The organism is Paenibacillus sp. J22R3 (assembly GCF_056269305.1).
The window spans coordinates 1,288,413-1,307,811 of the sequence record NZ_JBWDNS010000001.1 but is presented as its reverse complement, the minus strand read 5'-3'; the positions used below and the strand labels follow the sequence as shown (position 1 = coordinate 1,307,811).

The following is a 19,399-nucleotide window of genomic DNA, read 5'->3' as shown; positions in this document are numbered from 1 at the left end:
GGGGTGGTGCTTTGCTTTTCCTACACCTGGTTACTAATCCACCTCATACATAGATTGGAGCTGTTGTCATGCGCGCAGAAATTATTGCTGTAGGTACGGAATTGCTGCTGGGTCAGACTGTGAATACGAATGCTACATATTTGTCTCAAGGGCTTGCTGAGCTGGGGGTCGATGTTTATTTTCAGACTGTCGTTGGCGATAATGCAGGCCGAATTCGCCAAGCGATCGAGCTTGCGCGCACTAGAGCCGATCTCATTCTCTTTACGGGTGGACTTGGGCCGACGATGGATGACTTGACGAAGGATGCGCTGGCGGATTATTTGAACCGTTCCATTGAGATCCATCAACCGTCTATGGACAAAATAGAGGTGATGTTCAGCTCGCGCGGCATTCATATGGTGGAGAGCAATCGTCGTCAAGCGCATCTGATTGAAGGCAGTGATCCGCTGATGAATGATGCGGGCTTAGCTGTAGGCAATGCACTCGCCGTGGATGGCACAAGCTACGTGCTGCTTCCGGGGCCGCCGCGCGAGATGAAACCGATGTTCGATGGGCCGGCAAAAGCATGGATTAGATCCGTCATGGGTGAGGAACGCAGGCTGTTCTCTCGTTTGCTGATGTTCGCCGGTATCGGTGAATCAAGCTTGGAGCAGGCTATTATTGATTTAATCGAGGGTCAATCCGATCCGTCGATTGCCCCATATGCCAAAGAAGGCGAAGTTGCGATTCGGATTTCGACGAAAGCGTTAAACGAGCAGGAGGCCGAAGCACGACTTAAATCGGCGGAGGATCAAATCCTTGCACGTGTTGGCACGCATCTGTACGCTCGTGAAGACATTCCGCTCGAGGAAGCTGTCATTAGGCAGCTGCGTGCGACCGGACGCTCACTAGCCAGCGCTGAGAGTCTTACAGGCGGTTTGTTCGCGCAGCTCGTGACACAAGTACCCGGAAGCAGCGGAGAGTTTGTTGGCGGCGTCGTAACGTACACCAATTTAATGAAACATAAATTGCTGAGCATCCCGATGTCGCAGCTCGAGGGGACTGATGCACCCGGTGCAATCAGCGAGTCGACTGCGGCGCTTATGGCGGAGCGGGTACGCGAACTCGCAGGCAGCGATTTCGGCGTCTCGTTAACCGGCGTAGCCGGCCCTGCAGAGTCCGAGGGGAAACCGGTCGGGCTTGTGTATTTCGGACTTTCGGAGCGCGGGAAGCCTACACAGGTGTTCACAGCGCATCTTAGCGGAAGCAGGGGCATTATTCGACTGCGTGCAGCAAAGTCGCTTCTTTATCGGCTGTGGCAGGCGCTGTAATTAGAATAAATTGTTAATAAGGCTTGTCAGATGATTAATTTTCGACTATAATCGACAATAGTTAGCGGAAGAACCGTGGCGAAGATTACTTTGCTGCGGTTCTTTTTTTGTTTCTCTATTTGGCCAAATGAGAAATAAGAATATATGTTCGTAAAATGTCTTGTCAAAGCGAACGAAACAAGGTATCATGAAAGTATAAATTATAAGGGATGTGGATTTCTTGGCAGATCGTAAAGCCGCATTAGAAATGGCATTGCGTCAAATAGAGAAGCAATTTGGTAAAGGCTCCATCATGAAGCTTGGTGAATCAACTCATATGCAAGTTGAAACAGTATCCAGCGGTGCACTTGCATTAGATATTGCACTTGGAATTGGCGGCTTCCCGCGCGGCCGGATTATTGAAGTATACGGACCGGAATCCTCCGGTAAAACAACAGTTGCGCTTCATGCGATCGCAGAAGTACAACGTGCAGGCGGACAAGCTGCATTTATCGATGCGGAGCATGCTCTTGATCCTTCGTATGCAAGCAAGCTTGGCGTTAACATTGATGAGTTGCTTCTGTCTCAGCCAGATACGGGTGAGCAAGGCCTAGAGATCGCGGAAGCACTTGTTCGCAGCGGCGCGGTAGACATTGTCGTTGTCGATTCCGTTGCGGCACTCGTACCGAAAGCGGAAATTGAAGGCGACATGGGAGATTCCCACGTTGGTTTGCAAGCACGTTTGATGTCGCAAGCACTTCGTAAGCTTTCCGGTGCGATCAGCAAGTCGAAGACGATCACGATCTTCATTAACCAGCTTCGTGAGAAGGTCGGCGTTATGTTCGGTAACCCTGAGACAACGCCAGGCGGTCGCGCTCTGAAGTTCTACTCCACAATTCGTCTTGATGTTCGTCGTATCGAGTCCATCAAGCAAGGGAACGACATTGTCGGTAACCGGACACGTATTAAAGTTGTTAAGAACAAAGTAGCTCCTCCTTTCAAACAAGCCGAAGTCGACATTATGTATGGCGAAGGCATCTCCAGAGAGGGAAGCATCGTGGATATCGGCGTCGAGCAGGATATCGTTCAGAAGAGCGGTGCTTGGTTCTCTTATAACGGCGAGCGTCTTGGACAAGGCCGTGAGAACGCGAAGCAATTCCTTAAAGACCATAAGGACATTGCAGCTGTAATCGAGAAGCAAATTCGTGAAGCCAGCAACATGGCAGCTGCAGCCGCAGCTGGAGAGGCATTCAGCGAGGATGAAGAAGACGAGGACGAGTTAGATCTAGATGTGGAATAAACCGACGGAGATCGGTTACCCGGAGAAGCACCTTTACAGGTGCTTCTCTGTTTATAAGTAAGTGGTCCGAATTGGGGGAGTGACAGAGGTGTTAGTAATTACCGGCGTTGAACAGGACCGGAAGGCCAAGCAGCGCTACCATCTATTTGTCAATGATTCGCAAGAACCGTACACCAGCGTACATGAAGACCTATTGATTAAATTTCGTCTGCTGAAGGGCAGAGAAATTCATGGGGATGAACTGAAGCAGATTGTCGAAGAGGACTCCAGGCACCGGGCGTACATTCTATCGCTAGCCCATTTAGGGGCAAGGCAGCGTACGGAGAAAGAGATTATGCGGTATTTGGCAAGGAAGGAAATCGATCCCGAAACTGCGGAGAAAGCAATTGAGCGTCTGAGACAGGAAGGTTTGGTCAACGATAAGCAATATGCCAATATGTATGCTTCCGAACGGATGCGAACCCAGATGAAAGGGCGCCGCTTATTGCAGCAGGAGCTTGTGCAGCGTGGAATCTCCAGAGATATGGCGAAGCAAGCCTCTCAGAAGCTGAATGAGCAATCGGAGACGGATATCGCCATACGAGCTGCACATAAGAAATGGCCTTATATTAAAGGCGAACCTCGTGAGAGGAAACAGAAATTAGCTGTGTTTCTGCTGCGCCGCGGGTTTCCGATGAATACGGTAAGAGAAGCGGTAAAGGCTGCTGTTCTCGGAATGGAAGATGATGAGGATGGGCATATGCTTGACAATTGATTTTCACAAAAGATAAAATAAGTTTGTATTCTTTATTCTAGAATCGATTTTCCTTCCAAAAATTGATTCGAAACGATTATTTTCGTCAAATTAAGTATGTATGATCGGGTTAAAAACCGGCTAGAAAACCAAATAATGTCCCAAGCGTTTGCTTAGGTGAGCAACGAGGAGGTGAGAAAGATGCCAGTAGTGGTATGGATCCTGATCATTCTCGTTGTTGGTGCAATTTTCTTTGGTGTCGGTTATTTTATTCGCAAATCGATCGCCGAGGCCAAAATTTCAAGCGCCGAGCAGGCCGCTAGTCAAATTGTTGACAATGCGAAGAAAGAAGCCGAAGCGCAGAAGAAAGAAACGGTTCTCGAAGCGAAAGATGAAGTCCACAAGCTCCGTACCGAGGCTGAGAGAGATATTCGCGAACGTCGCAATGAGGTACAGCGTCTTGAAAGACGACTGATTCAGAAAGAAGAGTCGTTGGATAAAAAAATAGAAGCGCTGGAACGCAAAGAAGAACAAGTTGCCAACAAAGAGAAGCGGATCGAGGAAACACAGGAACAAATCGATACCCTTTACAAACAGCAGCTTCAAGAGCTTGAGCGGATTTCGAACTTGACAATGGAAGATGCGAAACAAATCATCTTGAACAACGTTGAGCAGGAAGTTCGTCATGAAACTGCACAAATGATTAAAGAAATCGAGCAGCAAGCGAAGGAAGAAGCAGATAAGAAAGCACGTGATATTATCTCGCTTGCGATTCAACGCTGCGCAGCAGATCATGTGGCTGAAACTACGGTTTCCGTAGTCGCATTGCCAAATGAAGAAATGAAGGGCCGCATTATCGGACGTGAAGGCCGCAACATTCGCGCACTGGAAACGTTGACCGGTATCGATCTCATAATCGACGATACACCGGAAGCGGTCATCTTGTCTGGTTTCGATCCAATTCGTCGTGAGATTGCTCGTACATCACTCGAGAAGCTTGTAGCTGATGGTCGTATCCATCCTGCACGTATCGAGGAAATGGTTGAGAAATCGCGTAAAGAAGTGGATGAACGTATCCGTGAATACGGAGAACAGGCGACTTATGAAGTTGGCGTGCATGGCTTACATCCAGATCTCATTAAGATTTTAGGTCGCCTCAAATATCGTACAAGCTATGGTCAAAACGTGCTCAAGCACTCCATGGAAGTCGCTTATTTGACCGGCTTAATGGCTGCAGAGCTAGGTGTGGACATGACGCTTGCAAGACGTGCCGGATTGCTGCATGATATCGGCAAAGCGCTCGATCATGAAGTGGAAGGCTCACATGTCGAGATCGGCGTAGAGCTGGCGAAGAAATACAAAGAGCATCCTGTTGTCATCAACAGTATCGCGTCCCACCACGGTGATTGTGAAGCAACATCTGTTATCGCAATGCTGGTTGGTGCGGCAGATGCATTGTCGGCAGCAAGACCGGGTGCACGCAGAGAAACGCTCGAGACGTACATCAAACGGCTGGAGAAGCTGGAAGGCATCTCGGAATCGTTCGACGGAGTCGAGAAATCTTACGCGATTCAAGCAGGCCGCGAGGTTCGCGTTATGGTTCAACCAGACAAAATCGACGACACAGAAGCATTCCGCCTAGCACGCGATATTACGAAGAAAATCGAGAGTGAACTCGATTATCCGGGGCATATCAAAGTAACGGTCATTCGTGAGACACGTGCTGTCGAATATGCGAAATAAGTAAATAGCAAGGTACCTAGAAAAGTGGCTGCTTGCAGCCACTTTTCTGGTCTTCACTAGAGAGGTTATGGTGTCATGAACGTATTGTTTATTGGGGATATCGTCGGTAATGTGGGTCGTAACGCGGTCAAGAAGGTGCTGCCTGCACTGAAATCCAAATATAACCCGCATATTATTATTGCCAATGGCGAGAATGCAGCAGCAGGCAGAGGCATCACATCAACGATTGTGAAAGAATTGCTTGAAGCCGGTGTTCACGGCATTACTATGGGCAATCATACTTGGGATAACAAAGACATTTTCGAATGGATCGATGATCAGCCTCGAATGGTTCGCCCAGCGAACTACGTGGAAGAGGCGCCTGGTCAGGGTGCAGCCGTGATAAAGGCAAACGGCAAAGAACTGGCGATCATTAATCTGCAAGGAAGAACGTTCCTGCCGCCGATTGACTGCCCGTTCCGTAAAGCGGATGAGCTGATTGAAGAGATGCAGCAGCAAACGAGAAACATCTTGGTCGATTTTCACGCCGAAGCGACTTCGGAGAAAATCGCAATGGGCTGGTACTTGGACGGACGCGCATCCATCGTAGTCGGCACACATACACATGTGCAGACGAATGATGATCGCATTCTCCCTGGAGGCACTGCTTACTTGACGGATGTAGGCATGGTTGGCCCTAGAGACGGCGTTCTGGGTATGGAACGGAATGCAGTGCTCCACAAGTTCCTGACGCAGCTGCCAACACGGTTTGTGGTGGATGAGGGAGATTGGCATCTCCATGCCATCGCGGTTGAGATTGATGAAGCAACCGGGGCGGCCACGAAAATTCAGAAAATACGACTAACCGAAACAGATTGGCTGCTCATGTAGCAGACAATCTGTTTTTTTTGTTATATGAAAATTCTCATAATTCAGAATATATTGCAAAGTGAAAGCAGGAATTATTTCGCCTCTCTCGAATATCTATCTACATATCGGTATTCATCCATCATTCCCGAGGAGGTACTATCCATGGATGTCTTAAAAGTTTCAGCAAAGTCCAATCCAAATTCTGTTGCAGGAGCGCTGGCCGGCGTATTACGCGAACGCGGCGCAGCTGAATTACAAGCAATCGGGGCTGGTGCGTTGAATCAAGCGGTAAAGGCGGTGGCAATTGCAAGAGGATTTGTAGCGCCGAGCGGAGTAGACCTCATTTGTATACCAGCATTCACAGACATCGTAATCGACGGCGAGGATCGTACAGCGATAAAACTCATCGTTGAGCCGAGATAGAATACGCCCAAATAATTCCATCTGAACTCTTCGACCTGTTTACGCTGTAGGCAGGTTTTTTTGCGTGAAAAATAGGTGATACAGGAAGGTGTGTCCATGCCAAAACTACGAAGTGTGGATTTTCATTGTGATGTGCTGTGGAAGCTGCTTGAAGATCAGTCCTTGTCCTTTGAACAGGACTCGACGAATAAACTCGATGTCACTTTACCGCGACTTAAACAGGCGGGCTCTGTTCTTCAGACCTTTGCTATTTATGTTCCCGATCGGATGGAGAAATCGATGACACCTATTCTACATAGTATTGATTTGTTTCATCGTAAAGTACTGGCAGTTCCGGAAATGACCTTCGTTCGGACTTCTGCAGACGCAGCGAAGCTCATGAAAAAAAGCGATTCTATTGGGGCCATGCTATCGCTGGAAGGCGCAGACGGTTTGCATGGCGATCTGGCGATGCTGCGCATCCTCTACGAGCTCGGAGTGAGGGCTTTGGGGTTAACATGGAACTATGCGAACTGGGGCGCTGACGGGGCTATGGAGCCGCGTGGAGGCGGTCTTACAAAAAAAGGCCAAGCCCTCGTAAAAGAATGTGATAGATTGGGTATACTGTTAGATGTGTCTCATTTGAGTGACAGCGCATTTTGGGAAATGATCAAGATTTCAACAAAGCCACTGATTGCATCACATTCGAACTCTCGGAGCCTGTGCGCGCATCCCCGCAATCTTGCGGACGATCAGCTTGAAGCGCTCATTGAACGGGGAGGTATGATTGGGATTACTTTCGTGCCGCAATTTGTTGCGCCTCATCATGCTGCGGCAATTGCTGACGTACTGCGTCACATAGAGCGAGTTTGCGAGCTTGGCGGTGAAGATCAGCTTATGTTCGGATCGGATTTCGATGGGATTGAAGCACATGTACAAGAATTGACGCATCCCGGAGAGCTTTATAATCTACAGAATGCGCTGCTGGCGCGATATTCCGAAGAGCGAGTGGATGCATTTCTCGCCGGAAATGCATTACGTTTTCTTGTAAAGCATCTTCCTAGCTGAACGATTAAGGGATTCCCATCTCGCTGTGATATGGGTATAATCGAAAAGAACTATGCGATGAAAACGCATTTACACCTTGCATTTTAGTACTTTGAGTCATAAAATTTATTTGACTGTTAAAAGAATTTTATTATTATTGTTAAATGATGTCGAAAATATCGCAGGTTCATCAAAAGAGGAGATGGGCGTTTTGATTAGTCAATTGTCTTGGAAAATCGGGGGACAACAAGGGGAAGGCGTTGAAAGTACCGACCGTATTTTCTCGACAGCTCTTAACCGTCTTGGTTACTACTTGTATGGTTACCGTCACTTTTCTTCACGTATCAAAGGCGGTCATACCAACAATAAAATCAGAATCAGCACTAAACCGATGCTTGCCATTTCGGATGATTTGGACATTTTGGTTGCATTTGACCAAGAGAGTATCGACTTAAACGCACATGAACTGCGTGCTGGCGGCGTAGTCGTTGCCGATGCAAAGTTTAATCCTGTTCTGCCGGAAGGCATTAATGCACGTCTATTTGCAGTACCGATCACTTCGATCGCGGAGGATCTGGGTACTTCCCTAATGAAAAACATGGTGGCGTCCGGCGCGTCTTGGGCGCTTCTTGGTCTGCCGGTTGATGTATTTAATAAAGCAGTAGAAGAAGAGTTCGGCCGTAAAGGTGCGGCAATCGTTGAGAAGAATATCGAAGCGGTTAAACGCGGCTCGGACTATGTACTAGAGCTGGCAGGCGGCCCGTTGGAAGAGTTCCAGCTAGAGCCGGCTGACGGCAAACAGAAGCTGTTCATGATCGGTAACGAAGCGATCGGTCTTGGCGCCGTCGCAGGCGGCTGCCGCTTGATGTCGGCTTATCCGATTACACCGGCTTCCGAGATTATGGAATACCTCATTAAGAAGCTTCCTAAGTTCGGCGGGACCGTTGTTCAAACGGAAGATGAGATTGCAGCTGTAACGATGGCAATTGGCGCGAACTATGCCGGTGTGCGTACGATGACAGCTTCTGCCGGCCCTGGTTTGTCTCTTATGATGGAAGCGATCGGACTTGCAGGGATGACAGAAACGCCGCTTGTAATCGTAGATACGCAGCGTGGAGGTCCTTCCACAGGTTTGCCGACGAAACAAGAGCAATCCGACCTTAACGCCATGGTATACGGAACGCACGGTGAAATTCCGAAGATCGTAATTGCACCGGCTTCCCTGGAAGATTGCTTCTACGACACCATTGAATCGTTCAACCTGTCAGAGCAATACCAAGTACCGGTTATTCTAATGACTGACCTTCAGCTGTCGCTTGGTAAGCAATCTTGCGATGCGCTGGATTTGAATAAAATGCCGATTAACCGCGGTAAGCTCGTTCGAGAATTGCCTGAGCTTGAAACGAATGAACTGTTCAAACGTTATGAACTAACGGAAGACGGCGTATCCCCGCGTGTTATTCCGGGCGACAAAGGCGGTTTGCACCATGTAACGGGCGTTGAGCATGACGAAACAGGACGTCCTTCGGAAAGTGCCATCAATCGTAAGAAGATGATGGATAAACGTCTCACGAAGCTTGACGGCGTGTATATCCGTGATGCGGTTCGCGCAGATGCTCCTCATGCAGAAGCGGATCTTCTCATCATCGGCATGGGTTCAACCGGCGGCACGATCGACGAAGCTCGTCTTCGTATGGAGAGTGACGGCCTGAAAACGAACCATATTACGATTCGCCAAATTCACCCGTTCCCTGCGGAGCTTGTGAAGCCTTACCTGCAAAGCGCAACGAAGGTCGTTGTACTTGAGAACAATGCAACCGGCCAACTGGCTGATCAAGTGAAATTACATGCAGGTTACGCGGACAAAATCCAGAGCGTTCTGAAATACGACGGCAATCCGTTCCTGCCTTCCGAAGTGCACAAAGCATGCAAGGAGTTGGTCTAAGAGATGGCTACATTTAAAGAGTTTCGTAATAATGTAAAACCGAACTGGTGCCCAGGCTGCGGAGATTTCTCCGTTCAAGCCGCTATTCAGCGGGCTGCCGCTAACGTTGGTCTTGAGCCAGAGGGTCTGGCTGTTATTTCCGGGATCGGCTGTTCCGGTCGTATCTCCGGCTATGTGAATGCGTACGGTCTTCACGGTATTCACGGCCGCGCATTGCCAATCGCACAAGGCGTGAAGCTTGCTAACCGCGAGCTGACAGTTATCGCTTCCGGCGGTGACGGTGACGGCTTCGCAATTGGCATGGGCCATACGGTACATGCGATTCGTCGTAACGTTGACCTTACGTATATCGTTATGGATAACCAAATCTACGGCTTGACGAAGGGTCAAACTTCGCCGCGCAGTGCGGAAGGCTTCAAAACCAAATCGACACCAGAAGGTTCGATTGAAACAACGCTGTCGCCGCTTGAAATCGCAATGTCGGCAGGCGCTACGTTTATCGCTCAATCGTTCTCCAGCGATCTGAAGCAACTGACTGCCCTGATCGAAGCAGGCCTGAACCACAAAGGCTTCTCGCTGATCAACGTATTCAGCCCTTGCGTAACGTTCAACAAAGTAAACACCTACGATTGGTTCAAAGAGAATATCGTAAACCTGGATCAATTCCCGGATTACGATTCGACAAACCGTATCGCGGCTATGAACAAAATCATGGAAACGAACGGCATGCTTACAGGCCTCATCTACCAGAACAAAGAACGTAAATCGTACGAGGATATGGTGAGCGGCTTCCAACCGGAAGGCCTGGCTAACCAAGATCTATCCTTGTCGCAGGAGCAATTCGATAAATTGGTAGCTGAATTTAAATAATCGCAACAGTTTCAGCCTATATAGAAGGCATACAGTTCATCCCTGAGCTGTATGCCTTTCTTATCGACCTGACGCGTTGTATGAAAGGTGTTTAACAAACTTATGACAATGATGGTTCCCGTTGGCGTATCCGCCAGACATATTCATCTAACGCAGGAGCATGTAGAAATACTATTCGGACAAGGTGCTGAGTTGTCCGTCTTCAAGCCGCTATCTCAGCCAGGGCAATATGCAGCTAATGAAACAGTAGAGATTGTTGGACCGAAGGGGAGCTTCGGCAAAGTCCGGATTCTGGGTCCGGTTCGCAAACGTACGCAGCTCGAAGTTTCCCGTACGGATGCGTTCACGCTTGGCATTAAACCGCCTGTTCGCGAATCCGGTGACATCGCAGGCTCTGCGGGCATCACGATCAAAGGGCCTGCAGGGGAAGTAACAATCGAAGAAGGCGTCATCGTAGCAGCGCGTCACATTCACTTCCATACGAGTGATGCGGAGCGCTTCGGAATTGCGGATAAACAGCGGTTGACAGTGCGATTGCAAGGCGAACGCGGCCTCGTGCTAGAGAATGTAATCGCACGCGTATCTCCGGAGTTCGCGCTTGATATGCACATTGACACGGATGAAGCGAATGCAGCAGGCGCGTCTACCGGCGATCAAGCTGAGATCATCGGATAACCTGCTATAGCCGATAACTAGAAAGAGACAGTCGCTCGCAGGAGTGAATTGTCTCTTTTTTGTTACAATTGGATTGCTGTGAGGTTGAACAAAGGTTCATTCTTCTTTATAATCGCGACTGGGTTTGCTATAATATTGGAATGGACACGTATGGAGGAAGGGCGTGAAGGTTTGTGAGTAAGGAGACGCACGACGCGGCTGCAGGCCAAACAAAGCCCGTGAGCGGCGAAAAGGACTTCTCCAAGTATTTTGACTTCACAGGTGCGAAAGTACTGAGGGAAGAAGACGGGAAAACAACCTACCGAATTAACGGTCGCGATATAACGGTCAACGCTGCGCCTAACTATAAGGACGAGAAGCGAAGAGGGAAGGAAGCCATTCAGGTTCATTATGAATCGGCAACACCTCCGGAACTGCTGCAGCTTGGCAAAGGCAAGCTCTATCATATTACGACATACGGCTGCCAGATGAACGAGCATGATACGGAAGTCATGAAAGGCATGTTCGAGCAAATGGGCTACTTGCCGACGGATGACCGTACGGAAGCGGATGTCATCCTGCTCAACACTTGCGCAGTTCGCGAGAATGCGGAAGATAAAGTATTCGGCGAGCTGGGGCATCTGAAGCACCTGAAGCTGGAGAAACCGGGATTGATTCTTGGCGTGTGCGGCTGCATGTCGCAGGAGGAATCGGTGGTCAGCCGAATTATGCAGAAGCATAGCTTCGTCGATCTTATTTTCGGTACACATAATATTCATAGGCTCCCTTACCTCTTGCAGGATGCGCTGTTTAGCAAGGAAATGGTAGTAGAGGTATGGTCCAAAGAAGGCGACATCATCGAGAACCTGCCTAAGAAGCGTGAAGGCATGCGCGGCTGGGTGAACATCATGTATGGCTGTGACAAGTTCTGTACGTACTGTATCGTGCCTTATACGCGCGGTAAAGAGCGCAGCAGACGTCCGGAGGATGTAATCGCAGAGGTTCGCGAGCTGGCTCGGCAGGGCTTTAAAGAGATTACACTGCTGGGGCAGAACGTTAACGCCTATGGGAAGGATTTTGACGATATCGAGTATCGGTTCGGCGATTTGATGGCGGATATGGCCCGAATCGATTTGCCGCGCATTCGATTTACGACGAGTCACCCGCGCGACTTCGACGATCATCTGATAGAGGTTCTGGCCACACGGGGCAATCTTGTAGAGCATATTCATCTACCGGTGCAATCCGGCAGCACAGAGGTGCTCAAACGGATGAGTCGCAAATATACAAGAGAAATGTTCCTGGAGCTGGCTGCCAAAATCAAACGAGCGATTCCCGGTGTATCCATGACTACAGATGTCATTGTAGGTTTCCCAGGTGAAACGGACGAGCAGTTCGAAGACACGCTCTCCTTGATGAGAGAGGTCGGATTTGCTTCTGCTTACACCTTCATCTACTCACCGCGTGTGGGGACACCTGCTGCAGAGATGGAAGATAACATTCCGGAGGCTGTGAAGAAAGCGCGGCTCGCGCGACTGAATGCCGTTATCGCGGAGCTCAGCCGTCGTAGTAATGAAGCAGCAATCGGTCAAATTGTCGAAGTGCTGATTGAAGGCCAGAGCAAGAACAATGCACATGTATTGTCCGGACGTACGCGTACGAACAAGCTGGTACATATCGAAGGACCGGCTGAGTGGATTGGACAATTCATCGAAGCAAGAGTGACCGAGGCTCAAACTTGGTATGTCAAAGCAGAGCCCATCATGGAATATACGAAACACGAAGCCGTATCTTAACAAACTAGAGGAGCTGGAACCATTGGCAAAAGAGCAAACAGCGAAACACGATCATAAACATGACCACGATCACGACCACGATTCGAGCTGTACGGTACCGAAATTCAATACGGAAGATATAATCGTACGTGCAGATATCATGGCCAAGACGAAAGAACTGGCAACCATGATCTTCACATCGGAAGAAGTTCAACAGTTCCAACGTGCAGAGAAACAAATCCAAGGCAATGAGCGCATTCAAGGGTTGATTGCAGTAATCAAGAAGAAGCAGAAGGAAATCGTCGCTTTCGAAACAACGTTCAAGAACGCAGATATGGTGGCTAAGATCGAGAAAGAGATCGAAGTGCTTCAAGATGAGCTGGACGGAATTCCGATCATTACGGAGTTCCAACAAAGCCAAGCGGATATTAACTATCTGCTGCAAACTGTCGTTTCTGTCATTCGCGACACGGTTGCCGAGAAGATCTCGATCGAAGATGCTCAGGTTGAAGATCCGGAAGAGTGCATGTAATTAGAGGCAATGAGGAAAAACCTGCAGCGCGAGCAATGTGCGGCAGGTTTTTGTGTTGTTAGGCAGATTGTGGCGCATGACTGCGACGCCAAATGAGGATTAGGGCAAGTGCAGCAAGAGCGAAGAGTCCGCCAAGCCAGAATCCGTAATCGCGGCCGAAGGCTTCGTTAATGAAGCCGGCTAAGAAAGGGCCTGCGAACATTCCGATCGAGTATACGGCTTGGTAGAAGCCCATCGCCGTTGCGCGTTTAGAAGACTCAAACGGCTGTATAGCGAGCCCGAGCAGCAAGGGCAGGTGCATGCCCTGTGCAAAGCCGTTAAGCGCCTGTGTTAGTGCCAGCCATCCGAGTGAAGGCGAGTAGGCAATGGCAATCGTGCATACTGCACTAAGTGCGAAGCCTACCGCAATGACATTCCTGCTCCCGTATCGCGGTGCAAGGATTCGACCTGTCAGCAAGGAAGCGATGGCATGCGGGACCATGAACGCAATGACGATTAACGTAAGCTGACTGCTTGATGCACCTAAGGATGTTGCTTTCAGCGGCGTAAACCCGAACATGGTAATAAACAGCACGCAATGCGCCAAGATCGATAGCGTAGAAACCTGTATGAGTGAAGGCGTTCGAACAACCTCTCGTAGATGCTGAAGCGAGATTGGCGGACGTTCCACCCCCTCGCGAGGCTCTTTAACTGCAAAGGAGAGCAGTAACCCTGCGATACCGAGTCCAATCCCGGCGATGAAAGCAGCGTTCCAGCTGTATGCGCCGGCAAGCCAGCCGCTCAGCGTCATGCCGATTAATTGCCCGGAGACGGTCATGAAGCTGATATTGCTCATCGCTTTGGTCGCTTCGGAGGAGGCGTAGTAGGCTGCGTACAGCACGGTGAAGGCAACCCATGCGGAAGCGCAGACGCCTGACATCATTCGTCCTGCTAACGGCCATAGCCAGGAGCCGGGAATCGTGAACAATACGCAGCTTAATGCACCGCTCACCATGCCCAGCATAAGGAACGGCTTGCGTTTATGAAGCTTATCGGAAGCGAGTCCAAGCGGGAAACGGACAAGCATTTGCGTAAAGCCGTAGCTGCCGAGTACGATGCCGATCAACACATCGGCGTACCCGCTGCTTTTCATAAACGGAGGAAGAATGGGGACATAGACATACAGGGTAGACCAGTACAATAAGGTGACTATGATGAAAATAACATGGTCAGCGCGAGTAGTGGGTATAAGCGCAGCCTTGGCGTCAGCGGACAACGGAAATTCACTCCTTCGGAAAGTTACATTAATCTACTAACTTTATCCTACGAGAGCGCGGACGGGCAATGCTTTTTACAAAATGCTGTTTTCAAAGAAACTATTTGATGGTTAAAATCGTAATAGTTATAAGAAGGTTTTGTTGGAATGTGAACGACGAACACCGAAAGCTGTACGAATTGGAAGGAGAATGATATGGAGAATCCGGAAGTTACACCTACGCATAAGAAACCGTGGGCGAGAGAAGTAAGAGACTGGATTCTAACGCTTGGAGTGGCGATGGTAGCGGCGCTGCTGATCCAGAACTATGCTTTTGCCCAAACCGAAGTAAGGAATATTTCAATGCAAAAAACGTTAGTAGAAGGTCAACGATTAATTGAGGACAAAATCAGCTACAGGTTCGAATCACCGAATCGAGGAGATATTGTCATCATCAACGGTCCTGAAAGCGACAAGCGATTAATTAAACGCGTGATCGGCTTGCCGGGGGATGTCCTTAATATTACCGGTGATGGTCATGTCATTCTGAATGAACATCCATTGAAAGAGCCGTACATAAAAGGTCTTACCTTCTCAAACGGGCTGGAAATGCCATACACTGTCCCGGCTGATACCGTATTTGTAATGGGAGATAATCGAGAAAACAGTCAAGACAGCCGCGTGTTAGGCCCCATCGCCTTATCAAGCCTGGAAGGTCGCGCAGTATTTCGTCTGTGGCCTCTGAATAAATTCGGCGGGTTAGAATAACCGTGCCTTTTACATTTGCACATCCGCTGTTTGCGGTTCCACTTCGACGGATCAAACCTAAATGGGTAAGTGTCACGGGACTTATCCTAGGGAGCATGTCGCCTGATATGGAGTATTTTGTGGCGATGGAGCCCTATCAGAGTATTGGACATTCGATATTAGGTTTTCTAATACAAGGCTTGCCTTTGTGTATTGCCTTCGCATTCGTGTTTCATTATTTGATTAAACCGGTACTGCCAAAGTTTCTTCCGTCATTCGGGCGAATGGATCAGTTCGTCTCCAGCTTATGCGTGGATTGGAAGCTGGACTCGGTTCGCGCATGGATCGTCTTCCTCGGTTCCTTGTTAATTGGTTACTGGACCCATATGTTTGTTGATGCTTGGACACATGCAGGCGGTATATTTGTTGAATGGTTCGATTTCCTGCGTGCACATCATGGCGATTCGCCTTTGTATGCTAAGCTTCAGATTGACTTCTCGATAGTGGGGCTGGTAATACCGGGGCTCATCCTCCTGTATCGATACTTTCGCTTCATAGGGTTGTCACGGAAAACAAGTAAAGAGAAGCTCGCTGCTCCAAGCACGAAAATCTCCCTATGGCTTGTGTTGTTGAGTACAACGGTGATTGTTTACAAGCTGAAAATGATGGTTATTCACCACAGGCATGATTTCGTCAGTATCGTCGTTGTGGCACCGTTGTCTTCCTTATTATTCGGATTCTATGTTGCTTCACTGTTCTATTGGGCCGTGAAGAAGCAGCGAGTGTGGCATGCGCTCGGATCACTTGCTCTTATCGTAGCTGCCATAATTGCACTGCGCTTCGGTACCAATCTAAGAGAGCAGTTGTTCACAGACGGTATTCCTTATCGATATCTACATCCGCCTAAGGGAGTATTTGATCCGCTGTGGAATGGATTTCTATTGTGCTGGAGTGCCGCGCTGCTGCTGTCAAGTCGTATCGTGACGACAAGTCAGCGTGTGGTCAAAGGTCCATTCGAATTGAAACAGTAAGCTTATCCATGTATGAAAGAGCTTGAAATGGGGAATTCTACCATCGCCTAGACTATGGAGGTGGAAGAATGAGACCGTTAATAATTCTAATGATGACTTGTATGATGTTGTTCTGTGCCGTTACGCCTGTTTCCGCTGAACCGCCTTACGCAAAGTGGGGCAGACTCGCGATGAAGGAAACGACGCACCGTTATCATGCTGAGATCGTGGACTATAAGCATGTCGGCCGAAAAGTGGAGGAAGCGGGATTGATGTCAGAAACGTTTCGTCTGCTGCTCAACAAAGGCTCCCGCAAGTTTGAAGTTACCGTGCGCATCTGGTTTGAGCAGCATAGCGAGAAGGTCGTTCGCATTCAATTTATGGAAGACGGCAAAGTGGACGGATTGCCTGCCTTTTCTTCGTTGATCTGAATCCAAAGAAGCAAGCGGCATAGCGGTGCGTATATGACGAAATAGAAAGCTGATCTGGAGCAGCATTCGCAGGAAGCAGCGGATGCTGCTCCTACTTATGTCGCTTGCCGGATGGACATTTGGTAAGGCAGAGGAGTAGAATGCAGGTATAGGTTTGAATTTATGCGCTAAGGAGCGATTGCAGGTAATGGGAGAAATAACAGCTAGTGAACTGGAAACTCGGCTGCGTGAAGGCGAGAAGCTGAGTGTAATCGATGTACGTGAACCCGACGAGTGGGAATCGGGTCATATTAAAGAAGCGGTGAGCATCCCGCTCTCCGTCTTCATCGAAAGACTCGGTGAATTGAATGCTTTCGAGGAGCCGCTGTATATGGTTTGCAGAAGCGGCAATCGCAGCGGCAAAGCTTGTGATTATTTGGCTGCCCAAGGGTATGAGGTCGTTAATGTGCTTGGCGGTATGCTGAGCTGGCCCGGAGAAGTAGCTACCGGGGAATAGAATGTTGTTCAAGAGAGCACTTTCGCGCTTGCTGCGCGAAGGTGCTTTTGTTGTTTATATCATGAGTCGAACAACCCTGCCATATAGTGGAGAGTAGGACAGCTAGTTTGTTTGATGGAGGAGGTTCCTTATGCAGCAGCAACGCGGAGACCAAGCGCTAGATTTGCGAATACACGGCATGAGCTGTACGGCTTGTGCTACCCGGATTGAACGAGCTGTCGGCAAGCTGGCAGGCGTATCCGGTGTATCCGTTCATTATGCGGCCAAATCAGCTTACATCACCTTCTCACCGGAACAAACGACGCCGACATCCATTATCGAACGAATCGGGCAGCTTGGATTTCATGCTTTCCTCTACGGGAAGGATGGGGACAATTCTTCCGAGCTGGACTCGCTTAAGGTGCGTGTCTTCGTGGCGGTGCTCTTCACAATCCCGCTGCTGTGGACGATGGTTCATCATTACGCCTGGCTGGAAGCCATCCCGGTTCCATTGATTATACAGGAGCCGCTGCTTCAATTCGTGCTCGCGGCAATTGTACAGTTCTTTATCGGGATGCCTTTCTATTTCGGAGCTTTCTATGCCCTTCGAGAGCGAACAGCGAATATGGATGTGCTAGTCGCGATAGGAACTACAGCTGCTTTCGCGTACAGCTATATCTCCATGATGACCGGCGGGGCGCTATACTTCGAAACGTCTGCGGTAGTCATAACCGCTGTGCTGCTTGGCAAGCTGCTGGAGGCGTCCGCATCGGAGCGGGTCATGAAGGAAAGCGATAGCTACGCTTCGCTTCAGACGAGCGAAGCGGTCGTCATTCGCGGTGGAAGCAGAGAGAAGACATCACTAGCAAAAATAAGACTCGGAGATCAGCTTATTGCCGCGGTGAATGAACCGCTTCCGACGGATGGAATCATCGTGGAGGGACATTCGACGATGGATGAATCCTTCCTAACCGGCGAGAGCGCGCTTGTCGTGCGGTCAGCCGGGGATCATGTGTACGCCGGTACTATCGTTCGCGGACAAGAGCTGCGAATTCGGGTAACGGCGACAGGGCCGGATACGATGTTAAGCCGAATTGCGGCATTGACGCGCCAAGCGCAGGCGACGAAGTCTTCGATCGGGCGAAGAGTGGATCGGTTATCGGCTATTTTTGTACCGATTATGATGCTGCTTTCTTTGGCTACCTTGCTTCTTTGGCTGATTTGGCTGGATCCGGGCGACTGGGGGAAGGCTTCGCTTCATGCGCTTGCTGTGCTTCTGGCAGCATGTCCGTGCGCGCTTGGTTTGGCAGCGCCGATATCGCTCGTATTGGCTACCGGTAAGCTTGCCCGCCGCGGCATCGTGATGAAGGAAGCAGGCGCGCTGGAGCGTCTGGCTCAATTGGATACGATTGTGTTGGATAAGACAGGTACGTTAACAGAAGGCAAGCCTGCGTTAACGGAAGTGTCCGCATTGTCCGGCTCGCCAAGCGCGCTGCTGCGTCTAGCGGCGTCTGCTGAGGCAAATTCTCAGCATCCATTCGCAGCAGCGATTAAGGCTGCCGGTAAACGGTCTGGGCTAGTGATCCCGGAATCAACGGCTTATCAAGCATATCCGGGCAAGGGGATTGAAGCAGTCGTTGAAGGCAAGCGCGTCGAAATTGGCAATGCCGGTTTTGCCGCTGAGCGGGACTGGAAGATGAATCGAGTGCTGCTGAGCTTCGTCAATCGGAAAGAAGAACTCGGGGAGACGGTCATCTATGCTGCGATAGACGGGGAATGCGCCGGTGCGTTTGCCTTCACCGATCAAGTAAAACGCTCCTCGACGGATGCAGTCTCGGCGATGGCAGCCGAAGGCGTTCGCGTCTTACTTGCAACCGGCGATCATTCATCATCAGCAATGAACGTGGCCCGGATCACGGGAATCGCACAGGATGATGTACATGCATCCATGCTGCCGGAGCACAAGGCAGAGCTCATTCGCCAGCTGCAAGGGGAAGGAAGAGTCATTGCAATGGCCGGTGACGGCTGGAATGATGCTCCCGCACTTGCTGCCGCAGATGTCGGCATCGCGATGGGCGGCGGTACGGAGGCAGCGCTTGATGCCGGGCATATGACGCTGCTTCGCTCGCGGCTGACCGGTATCTATGAGGCTTTTCAAATCAGCAGAATGACAGTCCGGAATATCCGGCAAAATCTTGGTTTTGCGCTGCTCTATAATTCTATTGTGATCCCGTTTGCGGCAGTAGGCGGCATAGAGCCGTGGATGGCCGGAACAGCTATGGCGCTCAGTTCGGTGTCTGTCGTATTTAATGCGCTGCGTTTAAACGGCCAAATGAACCGATTTCTTCGGAAGTGAAAGCCAA

The 19,399-nt window shown here is 49.7% G+C and carries 18 protein-coding genes; 17 read left to right on the top strand and 1 reads right to left on the bottom strand.

Annotation, left to right across the window (positions count from 1 at the left end; translation table 11 throughout):
* Window positions 1–68: 68 nt before the first annotated feature.
* The 12 genes from AC0YN4_RS05945 (at window position 69) to AC0YN4_RS05890 (ending at window position 13,139) form a co-directional block, all read left to right on the top strand.
* Window positions 69–1,310 (top strand): competence/damage-inducible protein A, encoded by a 1,242-nt coding sequence (locus tag AC0YN4_RS05945; protein WP_475779591.1) that lies wholly within the window; start codon window positions 69–71, stop codon window positions 1,308–1,310.
* A 220-nt stretch (window positions 1,311–1,530) separates the two neighbouring features.
* The gene (recA, locus tag AC0YN4_RS05940) at window positions 1,531–2,589 is read left to right on the top strand and encodes a recombinase RecA (RefSeq protein WP_475779592.1); all 1,059 of its coding nucleotides are present in this window, start codon (window positions 1,531–1,533) and stop codon (window positions 2,587–2,589) included.
* Between the two features lie 79 nt (window positions 2,590–2,668).
* Window positions 2,669–3,343, top strand: coding sequence for a RecX family transcriptional regulator (locus AC0YN4_RS05935; protein WP_475835397.1), 675 nt, complete (start codon window positions 2,669–2,671; stop codon window positions 3,341–3,343).
* A gap of 180 nt (window positions 3,344–3,523) precedes the next feature.
* Window positions 3,524–5,065, top strand: coding sequence for a ribonuclease Y (gene rny, locus AC0YN4_RS05930; RefSeq protein ID WP_475779594.1), 1,542 nt, complete (start codon window positions 3,524–3,526; stop codon window positions 5,063–5,065).
* Window positions 5,066–5,140: 75 nt separating this feature from the next.
* Window positions 5,141–5,935 (top strand): TIGR00282 family metallophosphoesterase, encoded by a 795-nt coding sequence (locus tag AC0YN4_RS05925; RefSeq protein WP_475835396.1) that lies wholly within the window; start codon window positions 5,141–5,143, stop codon window positions 5,933–5,935.
* A 141-nt stretch (window positions 5,936–6,076) separates the two neighbouring features.
* Window positions 6,077–6,337 carry a stage V sporulation protein S gene (locus tag AC0YN4_RS05920; RefSeq protein ID WP_028597363.1) on the top strand — a complete coding sequence of 87 codons (261 nt, stop codon included), beginning with the start codon at window positions 6,077–6,079 and terminating at the stop codon, window positions 6,335–6,337.
* Window positions 6,338–6,433: 96 nt separating this feature from the next.
* Window positions 6,434–7,384 (top strand): dipeptidase, encoded by a 951-nt coding sequence (locus AC0YN4_RS05915; RefSeq protein WP_475779596.1) that lies wholly within the window; start codon window positions 6,434–6,436, stop codon window positions 7,382–7,384.
* Between the two features lie 190 nt (window positions 7,385–7,574).
* Entirely contained in the window at window positions 7,575–9,308 is a 1,734-nt protein-coding gene (locus tag AC0YN4_RS05910) for a 2-oxoacid:acceptor oxidoreductase subunit alpha (RefSeq protein ID WP_475779597.1), read from the top strand.
* A gap of 3 nt (window positions 9,309–9,311) precedes the next feature.
* Window positions 9,312–10,178: a 2-oxoacid:ferredoxin oxidoreductase subunit beta gene (locus AC0YN4_RS05905; protein WP_475779598.1), complete on the top strand. Its 867-nt coding sequence runs from the start codon at window positions 9,312–9,314 to the stop codon at window positions 10,176–10,178.
* 102 nt (window positions 10,179–10,280) lie between these two features.
* Window positions 10,281–10,853: a phosphate propanoyltransferase gene (locus AC0YN4_RS05900; protein WP_475779599.1), complete on the top strand. Its 573-nt coding sequence runs from the start codon at window positions 10,281–10,283 to the stop codon at window positions 10,851–10,853.
* A gap of 218 nt (window positions 10,854–11,071) precedes the next feature.
* Entirely contained in the window at window positions 11,072–12,628 is a 1,557-nt protein-coding gene (gene miaB / locus AC0YN4_RS05895) for a tRNA (N6-isopentenyl adenosine(37)-C2)-methylthiotransferase MiaB (protein ID WP_475780095.1), read from the top strand.
* A 22-nt stretch (window positions 12,629–12,650) separates the two neighbouring features.
* Entirely contained in the window at window positions 12,651–13,139 is a 489-nt protein-coding gene (locus tag AC0YN4_RS05890; RefSeq protein ID WP_475779600.1) for a YlbF/YmcA family competence regulator, read from the top strand.
* Window positions 13,140–13,197: 58 nt separating this feature from the next.
* On the opposite strand, the gene AC0YN4_RS05885 is transcribed toward AC0YN4_RS05890, so the two are convergent.
* Window positions 13,198–14,394, bottom strand: coding sequence for an MFS transporter (locus AC0YN4_RS05885; protein WP_475779601.1), 1,197 nt, complete (start codon window positions 14,392–14,394; stop codon window positions 13,198–13,200).
* Window positions 14,395–14,589: 195 nt separating this feature from the next.
* Here AC0YN4_RS05885 and lepB point away from each other — a divergent pair, with 195 nt between their 5' ends.
* The 5 genes from lepB to AC0YN4_RS05860 all read left to right on the top strand — a co-directional run bounded on the left by lepB (window position 14,590) and on the right by AC0YN4_RS05860 (window position 19,392).
* Window positions 14,590–15,141: a signal peptidase I gene (lepB, locus tag AC0YN4_RS05880; protein WP_475779602.1), complete on the top strand. Its 552-nt coding sequence runs from the start codon at window positions 14,590–14,592 to the stop codon at window positions 15,139–15,141.
* A 2-nt stretch (window positions 15,142–15,143) separates the two neighbouring features.
* Complete coding sequence (locus AC0YN4_RS05875; RefSeq protein ID WP_475779603.1) at window positions 15,144–16,151, top strand: DUF4184 family protein; 1,008 nt, start codon at window positions 15,144–15,146, stop codon at window positions 16,149–16,151.
* Between the two features lie 68 nt (window positions 16,152–16,219).
* Window positions 16,220–16,561 carry a DUF3889 domain-containing protein gene (locus AC0YN4_RS05870; RefSeq protein WP_475779604.1) on the top strand — a complete coding sequence of 114 codons (342 nt, stop codon included), beginning with the start codon at window positions 16,220–16,222 and terminating at the stop codon, window positions 16,559–16,561.
* Between the two features lie 187 nt (window positions 16,562–16,748).
* Complete coding sequence (locus tag AC0YN4_RS05865; protein ID WP_090976378.1) at window positions 16,749–17,057, top strand: rhodanese-like domain-containing protein; 309 nt, start codon at window positions 16,749–16,751, stop codon at window positions 17,055–17,057.
* 130 nt (window positions 17,058–17,187) lie between these two features.
* The gene (locus AC0YN4_RS05860) at window positions 17,188–19,392 is read left to right on the top strand and encodes a heavy metal translocating P-type ATPase (protein ID WP_475779605.1); all 2,205 of its coding nucleotides are present in this window, start codon (window positions 17,188–17,190) and stop codon (window positions 19,390–19,392) included.
* The last annotated feature ends 7 nt before the right edge of the window (window positions 19,393–19,399 follow it).